15 protein-coding genes, 1 tRNA gene and 1 other RNA gene are annotated in these 20,526 nt (G+C 43.7%); 5 read left to right on the plus strand and 12 right to left on the minus strand.

Features of this window, described 5'->3' with window-relative positions:
* Positions 1–96: 96 nt before the first annotated feature.
* The 6 genes from R7Z77_RS19410 to R7Z77_RS19435 form a co-directional block, all read right to left on the minus strand.
* Positions 97–2,403, minus strand: coding sequence for a zinc/cadmium/mercury/lead-transporting ATPase (locus R7Z77_RS19410; protein WP_318136791.1), 2,307 nt, complete (start codon positions 2,401–2,403; stop codon positions 97–99).
* 172 nt (positions 2,404–2,575) lie between these two features.
* Positions 2,576–2,995, minus strand: a complete 420-nt coding sequence (locus R7Z77_RS19415) for a CBS domain-containing protein (protein WP_005378483.1) — start codon at positions 2,993–2,995, stop codon at positions 2,576–2,578.
* 244 nt (positions 2,996–3,239) lie between these two features.
* Positions 3,240–3,974, minus strand: a complete 735-nt coding sequence (locus tag R7Z77_RS19420) for an RNA methyltransferase (RefSeq protein WP_005378485.1) — start codon at positions 3,972–3,974, stop codon at positions 3,240–3,242.
* Positions 3,975–4,186: 212 nt separating this feature from the next.
* Positions 4,187–4,283, minus strand: an RNA gene (gene ffs / locus R7Z77_RS19425) — signal recognition particle sRNA small type.
* Positions 4,284–4,420: 137 nt separating this feature from the next.
* The gene (locus R7Z77_RS19430; RefSeq protein WP_318136792.1) at positions 4,421–6,424 is read right to left on the minus strand and encodes a GGDEF domain-containing protein; all 2,004 of its coding nucleotides are present in this window, start codon (positions 6,422–6,424) and stop codon (positions 4,421–4,423) included.
* Positions 6,425–6,576: 152 nt separating this feature from the next.
* Positions 6,577–7,320 (minus strand): hypothetical protein, encoded by a 744-nt coding sequence (locus R7Z77_RS19435; protein WP_005389942.1) that lies wholly within the window; start codon positions 7,318–7,320, stop codon positions 6,577–6,579.
* A gap of 257 nt (positions 7,321–7,577) precedes the next feature.
* On the opposite strand from R7Z77_RS19435, the gene R7Z77_RS19440 reads away from it, so the two are divergent.
* Positions 7,578–7,880: a DNA base-flipping protein gene (locus R7Z77_RS19440; RefSeq protein WP_005378570.1), complete on the plus strand. Its 303-nt coding sequence runs from the start codon at positions 7,578–7,580 to the stop codon at positions 7,878–7,880.
* Positions 7,881–7,910: 30 nt separating this feature from the next.
* Here R7Z77_RS19440 and R7Z77_RS19445 read toward each other — a convergent pair whose 3' ends face one another.
* Positions 7,911–8,345 carry a YbaY family lipoprotein gene (locus R7Z77_RS19445; RefSeq protein WP_005378572.1) on the minus strand — a complete coding sequence of 145 codons (435 nt, stop codon included), beginning with the start codon at positions 8,343–8,345 and terminating at the stop codon, positions 7,911–7,913.
* A 240-nt stretch (positions 8,346–8,585) separates the two neighbouring features.
* Between R7Z77_RS19445 and tesB the strand changes: the two genes are divergently transcribed.
* Positions 8,586–9,446, plus strand: coding sequence for an acyl-CoA thioesterase II (tesB, locus tag R7Z77_RS19450; protein WP_005378575.1), 861 nt, complete (start codon positions 8,586–8,588; stop codon positions 9,444–9,446).
* Positions 9,447–9,514: 68 nt separating this feature from the next.
* Here the strand turns inward: tesB and R7Z77_RS19455 are convergent, their stop codons facing one another.
* Both R7Z77_RS19455 and R7Z77_RS19460 read right to left on the minus strand, forming a co-directional pair.
* The gene (locus tag R7Z77_RS19455) at positions 9,515–12,556 is read right to left on the minus strand and encodes a cadherin repeat domain-containing protein (RefSeq protein WP_182016589.1); all 3,042 of its coding nucleotides are present in this window, start codon (positions 12,554–12,556) and stop codon (positions 9,515–9,517) included.
* A gap of 456 nt (positions 12,557–13,012) precedes the next feature.
* Entirely contained in the window at positions 13,013–13,477 is a 465-nt protein-coding gene (locus tag R7Z77_RS19460) for an Lrp/AsnC family transcriptional regulator (RefSeq protein ID WP_053307491.1), read from the minus strand.
* 138 nt (positions 13,478–13,615) lie between these two features.
* Between R7Z77_RS19460 and R7Z77_RS19465 the strand changes: the two genes are divergently transcribed.
* On the plus strand, positions 13,616–14,710 hold the full coding sequence (locus R7Z77_RS19465; RefSeq protein ID WP_005389952.1) for a PLP-dependent cysteine synthase family protein: 1,095 nt from the start codon (positions 13,616–13,618) through the stop codon (positions 14,708–14,710).
* A 61-nt stretch (positions 14,711–14,771) separates the two neighbouring features.
* On the opposite strand, the gene R7Z77_RS19470 is transcribed toward R7Z77_RS19465, so the two are convergent.
* A complete protein-coding gene (locus R7Z77_RS19470) occupies positions 14,772–15,089 on the minus strand; it encodes a DUF1244 domain-containing protein (protein ID WP_005378586.1) in 318 nt (105 codons plus the stop codon).
* A 214-nt stretch (positions 15,090–15,303) separates the two neighbouring features.
* Between R7Z77_RS19470 and R7Z77_RS19475 the strand changes: the two genes are divergently transcribed.
* A complete protein-coding gene (locus R7Z77_RS19475) occupies positions 15,304–15,879 on the plus strand; it encodes a porin family protein (protein WP_053307492.1) in 576 nt (191 codons plus the stop codon).
* An 80-nt stretch (positions 15,880–15,959) separates the two neighbouring features.
* On the opposite strand, the gene vmeF is transcribed toward R7Z77_RS19475, so the two are convergent.
* Together vmeF and R7Z77_RS19485 are read right to left on the minus strand one after the other, a co-directional pair.
* Positions 15,960–19,073, minus strand: a complete 3,114-nt coding sequence (gene vmeF / locus R7Z77_RS19480) for a multidrug efflux RND transporter permease subunit VmeF (RefSeq protein ID WP_054576347.1) — start codon at positions 19,071–19,073, stop codon at positions 15,960–15,962.
* Complete coding sequence (locus R7Z77_RS19485) at positions 19,073–20,167, minus strand: efflux RND transporter periplasmic adaptor subunit (protein ID WP_005389959.1); 1,095 nt, start codon at positions 20,165–20,167, stop codon at positions 19,073–19,075. The genes vmeF and R7Z77_RS19485 overlap by 1 nt, the downstream gene beginning before the upstream one ends.
* Positions 20,168–20,459: 292 nt before the next feature.
* On the opposite strand from R7Z77_RS19485, the gene R7Z77_RS19490 reads away from it, so the two are divergent.
* A tRNA-Tyr gene (locus R7Z77_RS19490) sits at positions 20,460–20,526 on the plus strand.

Raw genomic sequence — 20,526 nt, forward strand, 5'->3', positions numbered from 1 at the left:
GAAAAACGTCTGATCGCATCAGGTGAATACGGTTAAAAAAAGCCCGATACACGAATGCCTCGGGCTATTAATGAGTGGGATCATTGGTTAGGTCAGTTATTTGATCTGTTTGGACTCAAAACGAAGTAATCTCAACGCATTCAATGTCACCAGTGCTGTTGCACCACTGTCAGCTAATACTGCAACCCACAACCCAGTAACCCCAAGTAAACTTGTCACTAAGAATACACCTTTCAAACCTAGCGCTAACGCGACATTCTGACGAATGTTACTTAGCGTCGCACGCGACAGTTCTATCATGGCAGGTAGCTCAATCAACCGGTTGTGTGTTAACGCCGCATCAGCAGTCTCGAGCGCAACATCCGTACCGCCTCCCATCGCAATACCAATGCTCGAAGCTTTCATGGCTGGAGCATCATTGATACCGTCTCCCACCATCGCAACGGTATGTTGTTGTGATAGTTTCTCGACGTAATGCACCTTGTCTGCAGGTAACAAACTCGCTTTATAATCCAAGCCTATTCTATTTGCCATTGCTTCTGCACTTCTCGGGTTGTCACCCGTTAGCATCACCGATGTGACCCCAAGTTCCTTCAACATTGCGATGGCTTGCTGGGCATCTGAGCGCAATGTATCTTGCCATGCGATCACGCCAATGACCTCGTCATCGTAACGAACAATGACAACCGTTTTACCTTGTTGTTCCAACGTAACCACTTGCTCTTTGGCTTCTTGAGAAAGTGGAAAGTCTGCCTTTGAAGGCGTGACCACTTGGACCATTTTTCCATCGACGTAACCAGTGACACCAGAGCCTACTTGCGCGGTTTTATCCAACGCTTCAGGAATAGTAAGCCCCTGCTCTTGCACTTTGGTAACTAAAGAAACCGCTAGAGGATGACTTGAACCAACCTCGATTGACGCAGTTAGGCTAAGTAACTTGTCTTCATCCATATCAAAAGCAAAGACGTCAGTCACTTCTGGTTTACCTTGCGTCAGTGTCCCAGTTTTATCAAATGCGACAGACTCAACCTTGCCAAGCAACTCAAGCGCCGCACCACCTTTGATCAATGCGCCCCGCTTAGCAGCTGCCGCCAAGCCAGAAGTGATCGCCGCCGGCGTTGAAATTACTAATGCACATGGACAAGCAATCAACAGAAGGGCGAGTCCTCGATAGATCCACGTTTCCCACGGTTGGGCAAATAGTAATGGCGGCGTAACGATAACCATCAGAGACACCAGCATCATTAGCGGCGTATACCAACGGCTAAATTTATCAAGAAAGCGTTCTAATGGTGCCTTACGAGATTCGGCTTCTTCAATCAAATGAAGAATTCGGTCTATCGCATTCTCGCCCTGACGGGAAGTCACCTGTAAGCGAACCACTTTATCGACAACCACAGCCCCGGCCATCACTTTGCCACCGGTTTGATGTTCAACGGGAACAGATTCTCCCGTTAACGCACTTTCGTCAAAACTCCCAAGCGCATCTTGCAAAACACCGTCGGCAGGCAAACGACCTCCAGGTGCGACTTCTATGATATCCCCTGGTTTAAGCTGAGCAGCTGGTACTTCTTTACGCTCTCCATCAATAATTAAAATTGAATTTTCTGGGACTAAGTCCATTAACGCCTGGACACCGCTTCGCGCGCGAGATGATGCATATGCTTCTAACTTTTCACCAATAAGGAAAAGCAATAACACCATTGCGGCTTCGGCGGTTTCACCTAAATATAAAGCGCCGAGCGCCGCTACACTCATTAACGTTTCAATCGCAAAAGGCGTACCGCTACGCGCCAACTTAAATGCTTTGAGCGCGATTGGGTATAAACCAAGTAAACACGTCAAAGTGAATAACCAAGCGCTTATTTGAGGGTCGATCTTAGAAATTACTGCCGCACTAGCCATTGCACCAGCAATCGAGAGAATTTGGATGTTGTCTCTTATGACGCCAAGCCAGCCTTTCTTTGTAGTGCTTGGTTTTGGAGCATCAAGTGAAGAGAGCGGGAAACCCGTTTTTTGGGCTGTCTGCTCTATCGTAGCTATCAGCTCTAGACCATCAAAATCGACGACCAGTTTTTCTGTTGCAAACAAAACCTTGGCTTGGCTGACGCCTTGTAAAGACGTAATGGCTTTCTCAAGCTTTTGCGCACAAGATGGGCAATCCATACCTGACACAAGCCAAGCGTTCCGAACGGAGGAATTACTCTCCCTTGTGGGATCGTCTTCCTCGCCTGTGTCAACGCTGCAGCCTCCTCCACTACAGCAAGAGCTTTCAGAAACATCAACACTGGCCTGAGAGATATTGAGCGAAGATTTTACTGGCGCACAGCATGACTCGCTTGCACCAAGCGGCACCGCAGTTTTGATTTTGCTAGATTGGCAACCTTGATGTTTTGTACACATAATTTTTTCCTTATTGGTATCGGTGATTTACCTATTGCTAAGGATAAACCTTAGAGTAAGCTCCAAGGTCAAGATAAATTTGTACAGTTCGGCGATAGAAAATAAAAAAGACGCCGAAGCGTCTTTCCAAACCAGTTTAAAAGCAATATTCCGTAAAGTTTAAACAGAGAGGTTAAACGGGATGCTTAAAGCACTCATTTAATGTCATTCCTATGGCACGCAGCACGTCTCTTCTTGTGATAACACCAACCAACTTACCTTTGCCATCCACCACTGGATACATTTTCGGCTTTCCAACTTTCATCATGTCAGCCAGTTCAATTACTGACATTTCTGGAGAAACAGATAAGACATCATCATGCATACACTCTTGTACCGTATGTGTATCTTGGCAGTGATAACTTGCTTTCACCAACTTATCTAATAAGTCTTGCTCCGATAAAAACCCAACCACTTTTTCATTTTCATCAATGACAGGGCCACCTAGTGTGACACTTTGCATTACTTTGTTTAAAGCTGCCGAAAGTGACATATCTTTCGTGAAAGTCACCGCTTGCAACGTCATGTAATCTTTTACTTTTAATGAATGCATTCTTATCTCCTTAAGGGCATTTTATTGCGGCCTTTAGATAAGTGTCGCCTAATTTCCTGATTTTACTAAATGGAAAGGAGTAATTTTATTTATAGGCACAGCCTATTGAACTAAAACAAAATTAACTCACCGAACAACATTCACTGTATTTCGTTAAACGCAAGATTCAGCCAGGCTGATTTTTCTAGGCAAAATACAACAAAGCCAGTCAATTGACTGGCTTTGTTATTATGTAATTGTTGCGTTAGCTATGTTGGCGGCGCATGTTGTCTAAAATAATGCCAGTCGCCATCGCGACATTCAGTGATTCGGCACCGCCAAACGCCGGAATCGTGATCTTATCTGTCACGAATTTTGCTGCGGCTTCACGCACACCATGAGATTCGCTGCCCATCAACAAAATACCTTCAGCAGCGAAATCCGTTTTATGAACGCTCTCTCCTTCCAAAAACGCGCCATATACTGGCAATTTGGCGTGTTCCAAGTAACTTGGCAAATCCACCAAACTCACTTGTACGCGGCCAAAGCTGCCCATGGTCGCACTGATCGTTTTAGGATTATAAGGATCAGCACAATCTGTACTCGCAATAATGTGCTTGATGCCATACCAGTCTGCAACACGAATAATCGTACCTAGATTACCAGGGTCGGATACACCATCTAGCGCAATCATCAAGCCTTTCGCTTGAGGCTCTTTTACACTCGGAATTTCAACCACAGCAATGGCCGCATTATTGCTCACAAGCGTGCTCGCTTTGGTCAATTCATCAAGCGATGCTTCAACACAATCAAAACGATTTAGCGTACCAGCATTTTGTTCGAGAAATGCCGCTGTTGCAAAAACCTGCTTCACCTTCAATGAACTACTTGCTAGCTCTAGTACGTTCTTTTCACCCTGAACTAGGAATAAGCCATGCGCTTTACGCTGTTTCTTTTGACCTAAAGCACGAAGCAGTTTTAATTGGTTTTTTGAAATCATTAAAGTATCCCAGGTGAAAATGGTTATTCGGCGAGTGTACCCTAAACAATCTTCACGAAAGTTCGGTATCGAGCGGATGAGATTATAAATTATACCTAAATAACCTCAAGAAGCTTGATCATCAGAAGACGTTGAACACCAAGCGTAGCCAAAATAAAAGAAGGCTCAAAAACGAAAAAAGCCCTGCGATAACGCAGGGCTTTCAAAGGGTGGGACCCCAGCCACATCCCGGCACACAAGTCACACGCTGCGGCTGCTTCCTTCCGGACCTGACCGAGTTCACGAGCTATTGTTGCGAGAGGACCAGAGCCCCATAATTCTTTTCGAGAGGTCTTGCCTCAATCGATGGGGCGATTATTCAGTATCAGCTCTCATAATGCAAGAGCAAAAACCTTGAATTTCATCATTTCATTACCGTTTGAACAAAACTCGATCAATTCATTCCTTTATGATGAAACCGTGCAGTCACGATAAGAGGAGTCGTGCCGTGAGGACTGCTTACTCATGTACATGTCTTCATCAGCCAAATGCATCGCTTGCTCTAAGCTCATGTGCCGTTCCCTTTTTGCAGAGAAACCAATAGAGATACTTATAGACTCCAAATCACTACATAATTTGCCTTTCACATCGATTCTACTGAGCTCTCTCATTGCTCTAGTTAACTCGGCTTGCGTAGGATAACCCAGTAATATGAACTCATCCCCTCCAATTCGATAACATCTTCCCGACCAGACATAATGAATTTTTAGCGCCAGTAGTTGTAAAACTTCGTCCCCAGCGCGATGACCATAAGTGTCATTGATTCGTTTGAAATGATTAATGTCTAAGTAAAGTATGGATAGATCTTTGTTTACTCCTTTTCGATACTTTACTTGCAACGCACGACGATTCCTTAACCCTGTTAAGTTGTCAGTGTTCGATTGACGGTAAAGATAAAGCGAAACACAAATAGCAAACAATAATACAAAGATAAACACAGCTTGTGTTTGCGTCGCTAATCGAATCTCATATTCAAGTGCGGTACGCCAGTCTGGGCGTACATCGTACTGAGCAATGATCTTATCAACTTCTAACATCGCTATCGCTCGACTGAAGAAAGGCGCAAGCATGGCTCCTTTTTCATTCGCGACCAATCCAACAGAGAGTTGTGACTCATAAAACTCGCCAATAGCGGTATCCTGCTCTATCGGAACCAATTCACTGAGACGTAAAAAATGATTGAGCATCGCCGTATCCATCGGAATGTAATCGACTTCTTCATTTAGTAGCCCCTGAATGAGCTCTTGTTGGGTACGATAACATTTGAGTTCTTTTAGCGGTAACAGTTGCGTCATCATTTGATCGAAAAAGTCATCCTTAACTACGCCAATCCGCTCAGATATCAACTGTGAAACATGAGAGTATGTGCTCGGTTTGTAACCTAAACGCTTGACCATCACCGATGCTGGCGCGTAATGGGGCTTTGGAAAGTAGCTAAATGCGCGCCGCTCACGGCTGACCGTTAACGGCGCCAAAATTTCGAAATTACCTTGGATAAACTCATGGTACATAGAACCCCAGCTTTCACCAGGCTCACTAATGATCAAGCAGTTTAAAGCCAAGATCTCACAGCTTCTCAGGACTACATCAGCCGTCATCCCTTCGACACTACCATCTGCGTTGTATACAACATATGGAAAGATAGATTCGAGCTTAATCCGTATTGGTTCATTAAAATCAAGGGGTAATAAACGAATAGAATCACGCAACGCTGCTCGCCTTAATTCAAATTGATACTGGGAAATTTCTTCGCGAAGCTGCTTTTGCACCGCTTCCCCGTGAATAAACGTAGCGAACGTGTCCAACTCTTCAAGATGATGATCTTTTTTACTGATGATGGATACGGGCTTTATCGAAATCTGATCATTGAGCATCTTGGCGTCAAACCCCTCCATCAGCATCGGCTTGAGCTGGTTAATGGCATCGACAACGCCATCCACAGCACCTGAACGTAGCAGTGTTACTGCTTGTTCGTGACCTTGATAAGAGATCTGTTCTAGCTCAGGGTAGTGTTGTTTAAGTAATTGGGCATAAACTGTATCTTTGGGGACGCCAACACGCGAAATGTCACTCAACGTCGAATCTTTTAAACCAAAGAGGTAGGTATATTCGATATTTGTTGGGCGGGAATAACTAAAACGTTGAGCACGTTCTTGTGTGTAAGTGATATTCGCAGCAAAGTCCGCTTCCCCATTCGCTACTGAATTTAGAATGGCATCAAAGCTGGAGTAGTTCACGTATTGAACGGTAAAGCCAAACTCCTTTGAAGCAGCATTGAAAAGAACACGAGTGACGACATCATCCGCTTCAGTCGCGACTTTATAATGAGCAATTAAAGGGGCTTCGGCTTTTACATTCAAACTCAAGAGGCAACATGCAAAAAGCAACAGTGTTCGAGCAAAAGTTGTCATGACAAACTTATCTTAAATCAACCACTTATATTGTGGTTATTATTATTGGAAGTGTAGTAAATATGAAATGAAGAACATATACTAATCTCCATTTTGTTCCACAACCAATTCGATACTCTGCCGCACATGTCACTTTTTACCTGACTAAAAACTCATAATTCAGCCTGTTCATCGCTGCTACGTAAAATATAGTCAGTCATCCAAGCCGTCCCTAACAAACAGATCCAAACCACGAAAACAGGGTTTGGCACATCCGTGGTCGGGCTGACGACTAAAGCGGCAAAACCCACAGTCGGCAATGTCCAACATAATAATTTGCTCCAACGAATGGTATGTTGAAGCTTCGCAAGTGCTTCCATTGACGCTAACATTCCCGTCAAACTTAACGCCATAAGAACGGCGTACGGTAGGCCTGCAATCCACAATGGGAGCAACAAAAACAACGGCCACCAGCTGTGTTTATTGGATGGCGTCCAATGCGCAGCCGACCACCACATCGCCATAACCGCAATGGTTTGAACCACTGTAACCCAAGCAGAACCATCCAGCTTACCGCCTTGCTGTGTGACCATAAGACCAACTTGCAGTGTAAGTACAATAAGACCAGCGGTGAGCAACACACCTAAAGAGCTTCTACGAGAAAATACCACCATTAAAAGTGGGAAAAGGATCAAAACACCAACCGACAAAGCAATTGGCTGCATTGAGAGTGTCGCACCAAAAGCCATCATCGCGCCCAGCAATACTAAGCCAGCGAACCCACCTTGTGGCAGAACCCACAGCGCGGGGATCATAAGTGCAAGAACGGGAATGTCACCCTCGCTCAAACTCATCGCCCGAACACAGACAACAGCGAGTAAGGTCGTAACGAAAAATTGAAGTGTCGATAAAATCATAGCGCCTCCTGGCTTCCCCACCTACTTGGTAACTCAACGGCAAAAACTGGGATTGAAAGTCGTTGAGAGGGTCTAGATTCAAGCTTAGCTTGCGTTTGCTTCATGCTGTTTAAGGCTCATCAACCAACGACACTAAAGAACAGAAAATGTAATTCTTCAAAGTGAGTCGCTGGCAACACAAGGGTTAAGAACCGTTAGCAATATACAAGTCCAATGGTTTACCATTCCTTAGTAACCCAAAATAGACACTTTTGAGTATGGACCAATTTTTAGCGCAAATCTTTGCTGTAATTCACCAAATTCCAAAAGGAAAAGTCTCCACCTATGGGGAAATTGCCAAAATGGCCGGTTATCCGGGCTATGCGAGACATGTTGGTAAAGCACTGGGCAACTTACCAGAAGGCAGTAAACTCCCCTGGTTTAGAGTGGTAAATAGCCAAGGAAAAATATCTTTAAAAGGCAGAGACTTAGAGCGACAAAAAAAGAAATTAGAAGCAGAAGGGATTGAAGTATCGGAAGTTGGCAAAACTTCACTTAAAAAATACAAATGGCAGCCTTAAGCTGCCATTTTTTGTTCTCAGTACGTCGTATTAACGTGTTCCAACTAGACGAATATCTAATTGGTGAGTTTGTGCTTCATCTGTAATAACACCGTTATGTGTGTCGCTGATAAAACGCAGCTTTCCATCTACCTCAATGCGAGCACGAACGCTGTAACGATGGTTTGGTTTGATTTCATTGCTGTCGTAACTCAACTCAAAAGAAAGAGGAACTTGCTTACCTTCTGTTTCGAATGTCTGTTTCGCCAACACTTTTGCTGGCGCATCCGCCAAGGACACATCTTCTAACGCAATAGTAACCACTGCGTTTGGTGGCAAGGCAATCCGCTCGCGATAAGCCACTGTACCTGTAATCGTCTTCATTGACGCTTCTGTAGATTCCATTTCTGTATTTTGAGAAGTTTGGCAACCCACTAACGCAGCCCCAAAGAGTAGAGAAGTAACAAGTAGTAGTGTTTTTTTCATATATTCCTCGAAAAGAGCATTAAACCGAAACAATTATAGGTGTGGAATATAAAACTGTCTGCTTCCTGTCACTTTATTTGACAATAGTTTGACTGAGTTAGAATTTATCAAACAATTGATTTTGTTTCATAATTGGAACAATACTATTTCTAAGTTACTCAATAGTTCTTAACTATGCCACTTCACAAGAGTGAGGCTGTTGAGGTAACTTGGAATGAAAGACAACGGTGAGGAGACACAATGAGTAAACCACTACGAGAATTGCTCAGCCTACTACAACTCGAAAAATTAGAAGAAGGCTTGTTTCGTGGCCAAAGTGAAAACCTAGGTTTGCCTCAAGTTTATGGCGGTCAAGTAATTGGGCAAGCACTTTCTGCTGCGCGCTACACCGTTGAAGAAACACGCACGGTACACTCCTTCCATAGCTATTTTTTGTACCCTGGCGATCCAGAAAAACCTATTATTTATGACGTAGAAAATCTGAGAGATGGCCGTAGCTTTAGCACTAGACGCGTAAAGGCAATTCAAAATGGACGCCCTATTTTTTACCTAACCGCATCCTACCATGGCGATCAACCTGGGTTTGATCATCAAAAAGAAATGCCAGATATCCCTGGTCCAGAAAACTTTGCCTCAGAGAGTGAGCTCGCAAGCCATATTGCAGAATTTCTACCCAAACGCTTACGCAAAACATTTTGCGGGGAAAAGCCAATCGAAACTCGCCCCGTTACGGTTATCAACCCTTTGAAGCCCAAAAAAGCAGAACCCAAACAGTACCTTTGGATTCGTGCTAATGGTGAAATGCCAGAGAATCAGCTAATTCACCAGTACCTTCTGGCCTACGCATCCGATTGGGGATTCCTTGTAACAGCAATGCATCCACATGAAGTCTCATTAATGACGCCTAACTTTCAAGTGGCCACCATTGACCACTCTATCTGGTTCCATCGCCCGTTTAAGATGGATGAATGGCTTCTATATGCGATAGAGAGCCCAACGGCGAGCAATACTCGTGGGTTGGTCCGTGGCGAAATATACAACCAGCAAGGTCACTTAGTGGCGACCGCCGTGCAAGAAGGGGTGATGCGCTACACGAAATAGCTCGTGTTCGCTAGACGAAAAAAGGAGTGCTGTTCCGCACTCCTTTTTTAATGGGTATCAAACGATGATTAATTTGGTTGATACTTCATGTTAACAACCGACCATTCGTAAAGTGATTTCGGGTAACCATATTCGCCTTTCCCGTAAATGACATTTGGGTCGGCATAGAATCCACCTTTATTCGTTGCTAAAAATTCACGAACCCCACGACGATAAGTAATCACAGGTGCTACTAACTCATACTCTACCTTTTCCATCTTCGAGTCATCAATTATTAAGAACCGAGTCATACGAATCGTGCTGCCGCTGGTGCAGTACCCTGGGTCATCATAGTCAATTGCTTCAAAAGGCTTGAGATCATCTTCGAACAGCTCTGATGTACATCCATCAAATCGAGCTAAGTGTACCCACGCTCCTTTTATTAGAGTTTGGTCATCGTTACCCACCGGCTTGAATGCAAGTAGTGCAATCTTACCTTTGCCGTATAATTTCAATTCTTCGTCCGTTGGCTCACGCACTGAACGAACGTTCATCAAACCAAACTCACTTTCTTCTAAGTTAGAAAACTCACGTGCATTTAGCGTGCTAAACAATACTGTTTGTTCAGTTTCAAGCAATGTATATTGATCCGCAACACCTTCATCTGCAAAGCTTAGATACAGCTGGACTTTCTTACTTTCCAACGCTTTGTAATCTCGAGATTCTCCTTCCGAAACGTCGAGAGAAATCCAACGTCTTTTTACTGGTGGGAGGTCAAGTAACGTCAGCTCTTCCTTATCAACATCTAATGAAGCGACTCCTTTAATTGTTGAGCTGGATATTTGATAGCTGCGGTTTCCTATTGGTGTACCAAAGTCTAGCTTAACCTTTTTAAATGGTTCAAATTCCACCTTCATTGTAGAAGCACTTAAACCAGGGTGATTCGCTTTGTTAATAGTGCCATTTACGACGATTGTTTTAGCTTTGTAGTTGCGCCCAGTAAGAGTAACCTCTAATTGGTACGTGCCTGCATGCAGGATTTTCAAACGCCCTGTATCAGGAGAAACTAGCTCGACCACAGGGTCTTTTTGGTTAATAAGACGGTAACTTGCCTTCGCAGTCCCACCACTCATCACTGGTGAGATAACACTACCAGCGGAGAATTCTACCGTTGGGTAAGTAACCGATACAGGGTTTGTGCCTTGTTTAATCGTGACCGAGAAACTACTTTCACCCGGATCCACTTTGTCGTCCCCCGCATCCGAAACAATAATTTTTGTGCTACCCGCGTTAAGAATTTGCATGGCACCCGTTTGGCTGTTTAAGGAAACCACATCTGTTGCAGCGTTGTCTGCAAATCGGTACGTAACTTCTCCAACCGTACCAGAGATTTTCGGCGCAACAAATGTTTGGCCAACCTTCCAAATCTCTTCCACATCGGATTGAACTTCAATTCGGCTCGGCGCACTCAAAATTGTCACATAGACTTTTTGATCAGGACCAACAGTATAATTCGCGCTCTCTTTTCTGCGCACAGTTAGCGTCGCTTTACCCGCTTTATACACATGGAGACGTCCTTCACTCAAACCACCGACAACATCTGGTGCGGTGTTATCTACAATCTCAATTTGCTCGTCAGCACTCAAACCAAAATCACGGTGAAGATCAAAACTGTATTTGTTGCTGTATACAACGTCATAATCGTGCGTTGCCATCGGTTGGCCTTCAGCCTTTGCAACTTTAATGACGACATTAAATTGAATAGGTTGGTAGAACTCCCCACCATCGTCTTCAAACTTAAGGCCGTACTCACCCGCAGTCACTACCTCCAACTTGCCGTCAGTCATTCGTAAGCCATTAGGTAAGCTGCTAACTAGATTTACGTTACCTTTTTGCCCTTTAAACGCCAGAGGGATTGAAAGATTTGGTTGATAGGTAAGCGGCATTTCAATGTCTTTTATAACGGGATGAGGCGCGCGATTAACTTCAAGATCAAAACGAGTTTTGCTTGCAGGATAATTACGCATATCATGCTCGTAAATTTCCACTTCAGCAGCACCAACACCTTTGATCAGTAATGCTTCACCATTTTCTGTTTTAGCAACAACGTCTTCACCACGAATGATTCTCAGCTCATAGTCACCGTAGGCGTTCGTCACCTTAGGGAAAATTCGTCCACCTTCCTCATAAGTTGTGACGATATCCGCTGCGCTGATTTCTTGACGCTTGCCTTGTTTTACATCCACAAAAAATTGCGCTGTTTGCTGTTTATCCAGAAACGCGTCGCTGTAAGTTGCTGTCGCTTCAACCGTTAATTGCCCAACATTATGAACAAGAAGCAAACCCGTTTCAGGGTCTAGCAACTCGGCCACCTTGCTGTCTGGTACGCTATTTATAATTTTGTAAGAAATACGTTGCGTTTGAGCTTTATCTAAACGCACTGGTTCTAACGTCAACCCTTCTCGATACTCGTCTTCAAGCAAAGCGAACTGTAATTGCCCCGGAGCTACTGCATGCAGTTTAACCGTAGCGCGAACTTGTTTCGGCAAGTAAAAGTCGTTACCTGAATCAGTAATCAGCACCGATGCCTGACCAACTGAACCTAATGAATATACCGAACCGTTCTCATCAACACGAATCAAGTTATGACCACTTTCTACCTCATAACTCAGTTCGCCTTTTTGGCCACGGACGATCAACGCTTTTCCTTCTGACTCAATCGCATTGAAATTCAGATCACTCACTGAAAGTTCAGTATTGATGCCTCGCTCTACAGTGACAGAAAATCTTGCTTCAGAAGATTCATAAGCAGAGCTACTATCTGTAGCAAGAATCGTCGCCGTTCCTGGGCGCAGAATTTGTAGTATTCCTGAGTCATTAATTTTCACGACATTTGGCGGATTAGAGTCAATGACTTGGTAAGATACCGACCCATGTACATTGCTCAGTTTTGCTTCAGTAACCGTTCCCACTCCTTCAAACTTCAACACCGTGTCTTCCACTTTTAATTGCGGACGGTTCTGCTTTGTTACCGTAGTTGGTGTCTTCGTATTGTTCGGCTTAGAGTCTCCCCCACCGCCACAGCCAGCGAGTAAAGCTGCGAGAAAAAGCAAATAGTAATTTCTGTTCATTTTTAGTAATACTTTGTTACATACAAGATGGGGCGATAATAATACGATGTTTTATTAATCACTACCCCCATTTTTGAGTACTTTATTACTTAAGTAATCGCTACTGTATTAATCCTAAAAACAAATACTCAAAAATAGCGACCAAATTACATGAAAACACAAAAAGCAAACGTTTAAATCAAACTCTTCCATTAATTTAGTAAAAATTAATATTCAATAAAATAAAACATGAAAAAGAAAGAGAAAAAATTGCGTTATTTTTTCTTTCATTATGATGTATAGGATTAATGGACTGTAAAAACAAATGGTTAATGAAAAATAGAAGAGAGAATAAATATCGTTTATATTTATAAAAATCTGGTAGGAAATAGTTTTAAAAGCATAATCAAACTACCTTTTAACATTTAAAATACTAAAAGGTAGAATTAACATTAGATAGAATTCTTATAGGGCGAGTTATTTTAGGATTGGTAACTCTGTTGTGTATTTAATGGACTCCATAGCAAATGTTGAAGTCACATTAGATAGCCCTTTTACACTATTAACTAACCGCTTATAGAATTCGTCAAAACACTTCATATCTTTGACTAGTACTTTCATCATGTAGTCATACTCGCCAGCCATACGATAAAACTCCATTACCTCAGGAAAGTCACTCACAGTTGTAACAAAATGGTGATACCAACCTTCGGAATGATCAATCGTTTTTAACTGAACAAATGCAATGAAAGATAGCTCGAGCTTTTCTGCACTTAACAACGCCACGCGTTTTTCGATGTAACCCTCTTCTTCCAACCTTTTCAAACGCTTCCAACATGGCGTCGTTGTCAGATTTACCTGCTCTGCTAACTCATTTAATGACAAGGTGCTGTCGGTTTGTAACAACGCAAGCAGCTGTTTATCGACCCGATCCAAACTCATCCTATAAAACCCACGAAGTGTAGAAAACTTTTCTATCAAAATAGTCATTACCGGCAACTATAGCAAAGTTTTTCTCTCGTATTATAGGTAAATTATTCCCATCTAATGCTTATCTATCGATTTCCAAGGAGAGACGCCATGTGTACTGACCACAACTGGATCAACAATGCAGTGCGTAAAATTGAAGCAGACTTTCAACGTTCTGCTGATACTCATTTATTTAAACTTGAACTGCCTTCTCTTGATGGTATCGATATCTACCTAAAAGATGAGAGCACGCATCCAACAGGCTCTCTGAAACACCGATTGGCACGCTCGTTGTTTCTTTATGCGATTTGTAACGGATGGATTGGTCCTGAAACCACAGTGATTGAAGCGTCCTCAGGCAGCACTGCCGTTTCAGAAGCGTATTTTGCTCGCTTGCTTGGCTTACCGTTCATTGCTGTTATGCCGAAAACCACCGCACGTAAAAAGATTGAACAAATTGAGTTTTACGGTGGTAAAGCGCATCTTGTAGAGCGCTCAGATCAGATTTATGACGAGTCTCGACGCTTGGCTCAAGAGCTAAATGGTCACTACATGGACCAGTTTACTTATGCTGAACGCGCTACTGACTGGCGCGGTAACAACAACATCGCGAACTCTATCTTTAGCCAAATGGAGTTAGAAGATCACCCGATTCCTAGCTGGGTAGTGATGAGTCCTGGAACAGGCGGCACATCAGCAACCATTGGCCGTTTTATTCGTTACCAAAAATACGACACTAAGCTTTGCGTGGTAGACCCTGAAAACTCAGTGTTTTACGATGCTTTCCAGTCAGGAAATCACTCATTGAAAGGCGATACTGGCAGCAAAATTGAAGGTATCGGGCGACCACGTGTCGAACCAAGTTTTATTGCTGGTGTCATTGATGAAATGCGCAAAATTCCAGACGCAGCCAGTGTGGCAACCGCCCATTGGGTATCTCAGCTGATTGGGCGTAAAGTCGGCGCATCAACAGGCACCAATCTTTACGGTGTGCTGCAATTGGCTTGTGAGATGAAACAACGCGGTGAGAAGGGTTCTATCGTGACGCTTCTATGTGATTCTGGAGAGCGTTACCTAGATACGTATTATGACTTAACATGGGTAAAAGAGAACATCGGCGATATTCAACCTTACTTAGCTCAACTCGAAGTCATTCAAGCAAAAGGTTGCGTTGAGCCAGCTTGTTGCGGCTCAACTAACGCTTAACGTGCAAACTGGACTTTAAAAAACAGCCCAACTTCATGTGGGCTGTTTTTATCGCTGGGTTTTACTTTTTCTGGCGCGCTTCAAACGCAGCCAATTGTTCTGGCGTTGCCGCTGGTTGATGATTTTGTTTCCATTCATCGTAAGTCATGCCGTAAACACGTTCGCGAGCGTCATCAATATCTAAATCCAAACCGAGATTTTCAGCCTCAGATTTATACCATTTGCTAAAGCAGTTGCGACAGAAGCCCGCAAGGATCATCAGGTCGATGTTTTGTACGTCTTTGTTAGCATCTAAATGCGCCAATAAACGGCGAAATGTCGCCGCGTCTAACTTATCTTGTTCTTCTTGAGTCAAGTTTTTGTATTTGAATTCAGCCACTTTCCTTTCCTTCTCTCTTATTTAGCTAGCTTTCGTCACCATATCTAGTTAGTCGGTAGTCATGAGTAAGAAGTATGCTTTAGCGCAACAATTCCCATTCTAAAATCACTACCTTTGATAAAAGCTGATATGATAATTACCATCCATCCTATTGATTAAATTAACATTTAAACAAATCATTACAACGGTCTTTTACCAAGGTTATCGTCTAGTTATGAAAAACGCCATTCTATTATTGTCTGCCTTGACCATTAGCGTGCCAACTTTAGCTGCTCAAGAACAAGCTCATCAATCTTATTTTTATCTGGGTACTGGTAACGTTGGTTTTGATACACCGTATTTCGGCTCGGATAGAGACAATGAGTGGTCAACACCACATATCACAGTTGGCTGGGGTTACCATATAAACCAATACCTCGCGTTTGAAGGGGTTCTGCGCTATTCACAAAATGAACTTAAGAACGATGCTCTAAAAACTGACTTAGATCTTCACTATTACCAAGCAGGTATGTCTGCTGTTGTAACAAGTGATAACTTAGGCGATACGCCGCTGTCACTGTTTGGTCGCGTAACTGCGCTTGGCACTCAAGCTGAAATGTATGTTCCAAACGAACAAAAAGTCACAGATGATTCAGGCGCGCTATTCAACATCGGTGCTGGTGTCCATTGGGATATGAGCAAAGATATCTGGTTACGCGCAGAGTACATTTATAATGTCGCGGATATGGGTTTTGAAGATTTTTACGACAGCTACGAAGGTGTACAAATCAGCCTAGGGAAACGCTTCTAATCGAACGCTTCCGAGCTAACTTTAAACCGATAAAGAGAAGCCGAGGTTATTACCTCGGCTTTTATGTTTTAACGTTTGATTTAAGGGTGCGCTATACGGCCCTTCGTATCATGGCTAATTGCTTTGTTTAACTCTGCTTCTACATGACCTGGTGCTTGTGTTTTCGCCGAAATCAATCGGTACATTGCCGGGATAACAAACAAGGTCACCAATGTCGCAAACCCCATCCCGAAAAAGATTACCGTACCCACGGCAATACGGCTCTCATAACCCGCCCCTGTCGATACGATCAACGGAATTGCGCCAGCAAGTGTGGTAAACGCAGTCATCAAGATTGGACGTAGACGTCGCGCAGCTGCATCAATGATCGCTTTTTCAAACCCAACGCCACGATCACGTAGCTGATTGGCAAATTCTACGATCAAAATACCGTTTTTCGTCACCATACCAATCAACATGATCATGCCGATCTGGCTATAAATGTTCATACCTTGGCCCATAATAACTAAACCAAGGAAGCCACCAAATACACCCATCGGCACCGTAAACATGACCACTAACGGGTTTACGAAGCTTTCAAACTGAGCCGCCAACACGAGATACGCCACTAGCAGTGCCAATGCAAACACAACAGCAACACTCGCTTGGTTCTCTTTAAAGTCTTTCGACTCCCCCGAATAACTCACCGAAATGTCACCCGGTAAGTTGTCGATGGCTTCCTGGTCTAGGTAATCCAGCGCATCTCCTAATGTATAACCTTCCGACAGGTTGGCAGTAATAGTGATGGACTTCTGTTTGTTGTAGTGAGAAAGACGAATAGAGGCCGCCACTTCTTCAATTTTTGTGACCGCATCTAACGTCACTAGCTGACCGCTATTCGTGCGCAGATAAATCTGACTTAAATCTGCAGCATTATTAAAGCTATTTTCATCACCGCGAAGATACACATCGTACTCTTCGCCACGCTCAACATAAGTCGTTTCGCTTTTACCACCGAGCATGATTTCTAGGGTGTCAGAAATGTCTTGAACACTGACTCCTAGCTCTGCGGCACGCTGTCGGTCAACTGTAACCAATAACTCAGGCGTTTTTTCCGAGTAATCTATCTCTGCTCCTTCCATCATTGGTGATTCTTCTGCTTTGTTCTTTAGCATTTCAGCCCAAACAACGAGCTCATCGTAATCAGAGCCGCCTAATACGAACTGAACTGGCTCACTCGAACCACCTTGGAAACCTGGCATAAATGGGAACACTCGAACATCTGGGATACCTGCCAATTCTTTCCGTACTTTGTTAAGGGCTTGCTGAGCCGTGATATCACGTTCGTTCCAATCTTCTAGAATCATGATCACAAAGCCTGTCTGGTCTCCTGCCTGGCCACCAAACGCTGGCGTTTGGATACTGAATGACTTCAGATAACCTTGCCCTAGTAATGGCATCAATCGGTCTTCGACAATATCCATATTGGCTGACATACGATTGTATGACGTAGCATCTGCACCGCGCACAAACGCGAATATAACACCGCGATCTTCTTGTGGGGTCAGCTGGGCCGGTACCTGATTCATCAAGAAATAGCTACCGCCCAAACAAGCTAGAATCACCAGCGGAGCAGCCCAACGTACTTTCAATGCGCCTTTCAATAATGCGCGATAACCACTCTCAAGCTTGCTAAACAAGCGATCAACCGCTTCATTGAATCGATTTGGTTTTACATTCGCTTTCAAAATCTGACTACCTAATACAGGAGTCAGCGTCAGGGCAATCAAAGAGGAGAATATGACCGACATAGCCAGCAATACAGAAAACTCTGTAAATAGTAGACCTACCATGCCATCCATAAAGGAGATCGGTAAGAACACCATCACCAGCACTAATGTTGTTGCTATAACAGCAAAACCAACCTCTCTTGTGCCTTTATATGCGGCGAGTAATGGCGATTCACCGCGTTCAATATGGTGGAAGATATTCTCTACAACCACAATTGCGTCATCCACCACCAAACCAATCGATAATATCAACGCCATCAAGGTGATCAAGTTGATAGAAAACCCAAAGTAGTACGCGGCAATGAACGAAGAAATCAGAGAAACAGGAACCGTAACCGCAGGAATTAAGGTTGCACGAGCTTGGCCGATGAAAATGTACAACACCAAAATCACCAAGCCGCCCGTGATAAATAGCGTGCTGTACACCTCTTCGATTGAACGCTCGATAAATACTGTCGCGTCGTAATCTATCGCAAGGCGTGTACCTTCTGGTAAGAACTTCTGGATGTTATCGACTTCAGAACGAACCAGCTTAGCAACCTCTAACGGGTTTGCGTCTGACTGCGATACCACACCAAGACTGATGTTTACTACACCATCACTTTTGAAGGTTGAATTTTCGTTTTCTGCACCAATGAAGACATCTGCTACATCTTTTAAATAGATAGGTGTATTGTCGCTTGCGCGTTTAATGACAAGATATTGAAAATCTTCAGGCGTGTTATAAGTACGAGCCGTACGCACGGACATTACTGTTGAGTCGTTTCGAACTTCACCACCTGGGCTTTCTAGGTTCTCACTTCGTAAAGCTGATGTAATGTCCGAAGCTGTAACTGAACGTCCAGCCATTAGTTCTGGCTTAAGCTTCACGTACATGACCTTGTACAAACCACCGGAGAGATCAATGGAGCTAACCCCAGAGATCAGGCTAAAGCGGTCCATCAATACACGTTCGGCATAATCCGTTAATTGAGTACGGTCCATCTCTGCAGAACTGAGATTGATGTAGAGTGATGCCTCTCCCGAGCCATTGTTCTTATAAACAATAGGGTCATCCGCTTCATCAGGTAGCGAGCGCTGAGCACGAGCCACGGCATCACGCACGTCGCTCACACCTGTGTTGAGATCGTAACCTAACTCAAACGTGATCGTGATACGCGACATGCTGTTACGAGTAGTGGAGCTAATTTCATCAACTCCACTGATCCCAGAAAGCTGGTCTTCCAAAACGGAGGTAATTTGGCTTTCAATAATAGTCGCAGATGCACCCTCATAACGCGTACTGATAGAAACGACTGGGCTTTCTATATCAGGCATTTCACGAACGGCTAATTTGGTGAATGACACAAAGCCAAACACACACAACAGCATGCTCAGAACTAACGCCGCGACAGGGCGTTTAACTGAAACGTCGGACAGTAACATTAGTTTTCTTCCTCATCCGATTCACTGTCATTGCGTGTCACATCCGTGGTGTTCGCTTTTAGTGGCGCGACAATTTCTTTCACTTCGACACCATCACGCATGTTAACAATGCCTTGAACCACAATCTTGTCACCAATCTCAACACCAGATTCGATCACCACCTCGTTACCAACACGAGCACCTAGCGACACTTCTTGACGAGTAGCTTTGTTGTTTTCATCAATTACATATACAAAACGTTTAGTTCCGGAGTATTCAAGCGCTTGAACAGGAATGATTGGCGCCTTAATAGCAGGAAATGCTAGTGAAGCGTTCATCAACATGCCCGGCTTCAATTGATTTTCTGGGTTATCAAACTCAATACGCACGCGAAGATTCAGTGTTTCGGCGCTGATACGCGTATCAATACCTGTGACTTGACCAGTAAAGATCTGGCTACCCCATGCACTGGTTTTAGCGATGACTTCCATACCAATAGAAAGCATCGATAAATAGCGCTCCGGTACTTGTAAATCCAGTTCCATGACGGAAAGATCATCCAACGTCAAAAGTTCAGTACCCGCACTGACCATTTTGCCGCGGCTAAAATCGATAAAACCAACAGTGCCAGAAAATGGAGCAGTAATATGGAGATCAGCTAAATTGGCTTGAGCAGCATCTAGCCTCGCTTGTGCTATTTCAACACTGGCTTTTTGTGCATCGATTTCAGTTTGAGTAATCGCATTCCGCTTAACCAAACGTTGGAACTCTTTTAACTTACGCTGTTCATCTTTTAGATACGCCTTTGCCTCAATCAAAGCGGCTTGAGCCTTATCGTCATCTAACTTAATTAATAGCTGGTCTTGCTGGACATTTTGATTCGCTTTAACAGCGATTTGATTCACTTTGCCGGCGACTTCCGATGCGACAACCACAGACTCCGCTGCCTTTAATTTGCCGATAAGAGTTAAGGATTGATTGATCTCGTGCGTTTCTACTTGTTCAGTCACAACGGTAACCGCTGAGCCTCCTCGCATCGCAGCGCAAACCGATGGAGAACTCAGTAATATAGAAAGCGTTAAAACAGATAACGATAACGTGGCTTTCATGCTCATGATATTGACTTCTAAACGAATAAACTTATGTCATTAAACTGCTTACAGTTTATCAGTAGATACGGTGTTTAACGTCAAGTAGTGTAAATTCAAGTAAAAAGCGCGCTTCTCTTCTGTTCAAAGGACAAACAAAACGCTGACTTTCTACCATCTTTGCCCAAAAAGACAGCATTCAACGTAAAAACGTAAGAAAAACGCTTTACAGCCTGAGCGAGTTTGCTATGATTCGCTCCGCACTTGGGAGATGAGTTGGGAAAACATCTTACTAAGTATAAAAATCCTCTGGAGGGGTTCCCGAGTGGCCAAAGGGAGCAGACTGTAAATCTGCCGGCACTGCCTTCGATGGTTCGAATCCGTCC

It is taken from the genome of Vibrio sp. 1401 (assembly GCF_033340295.1).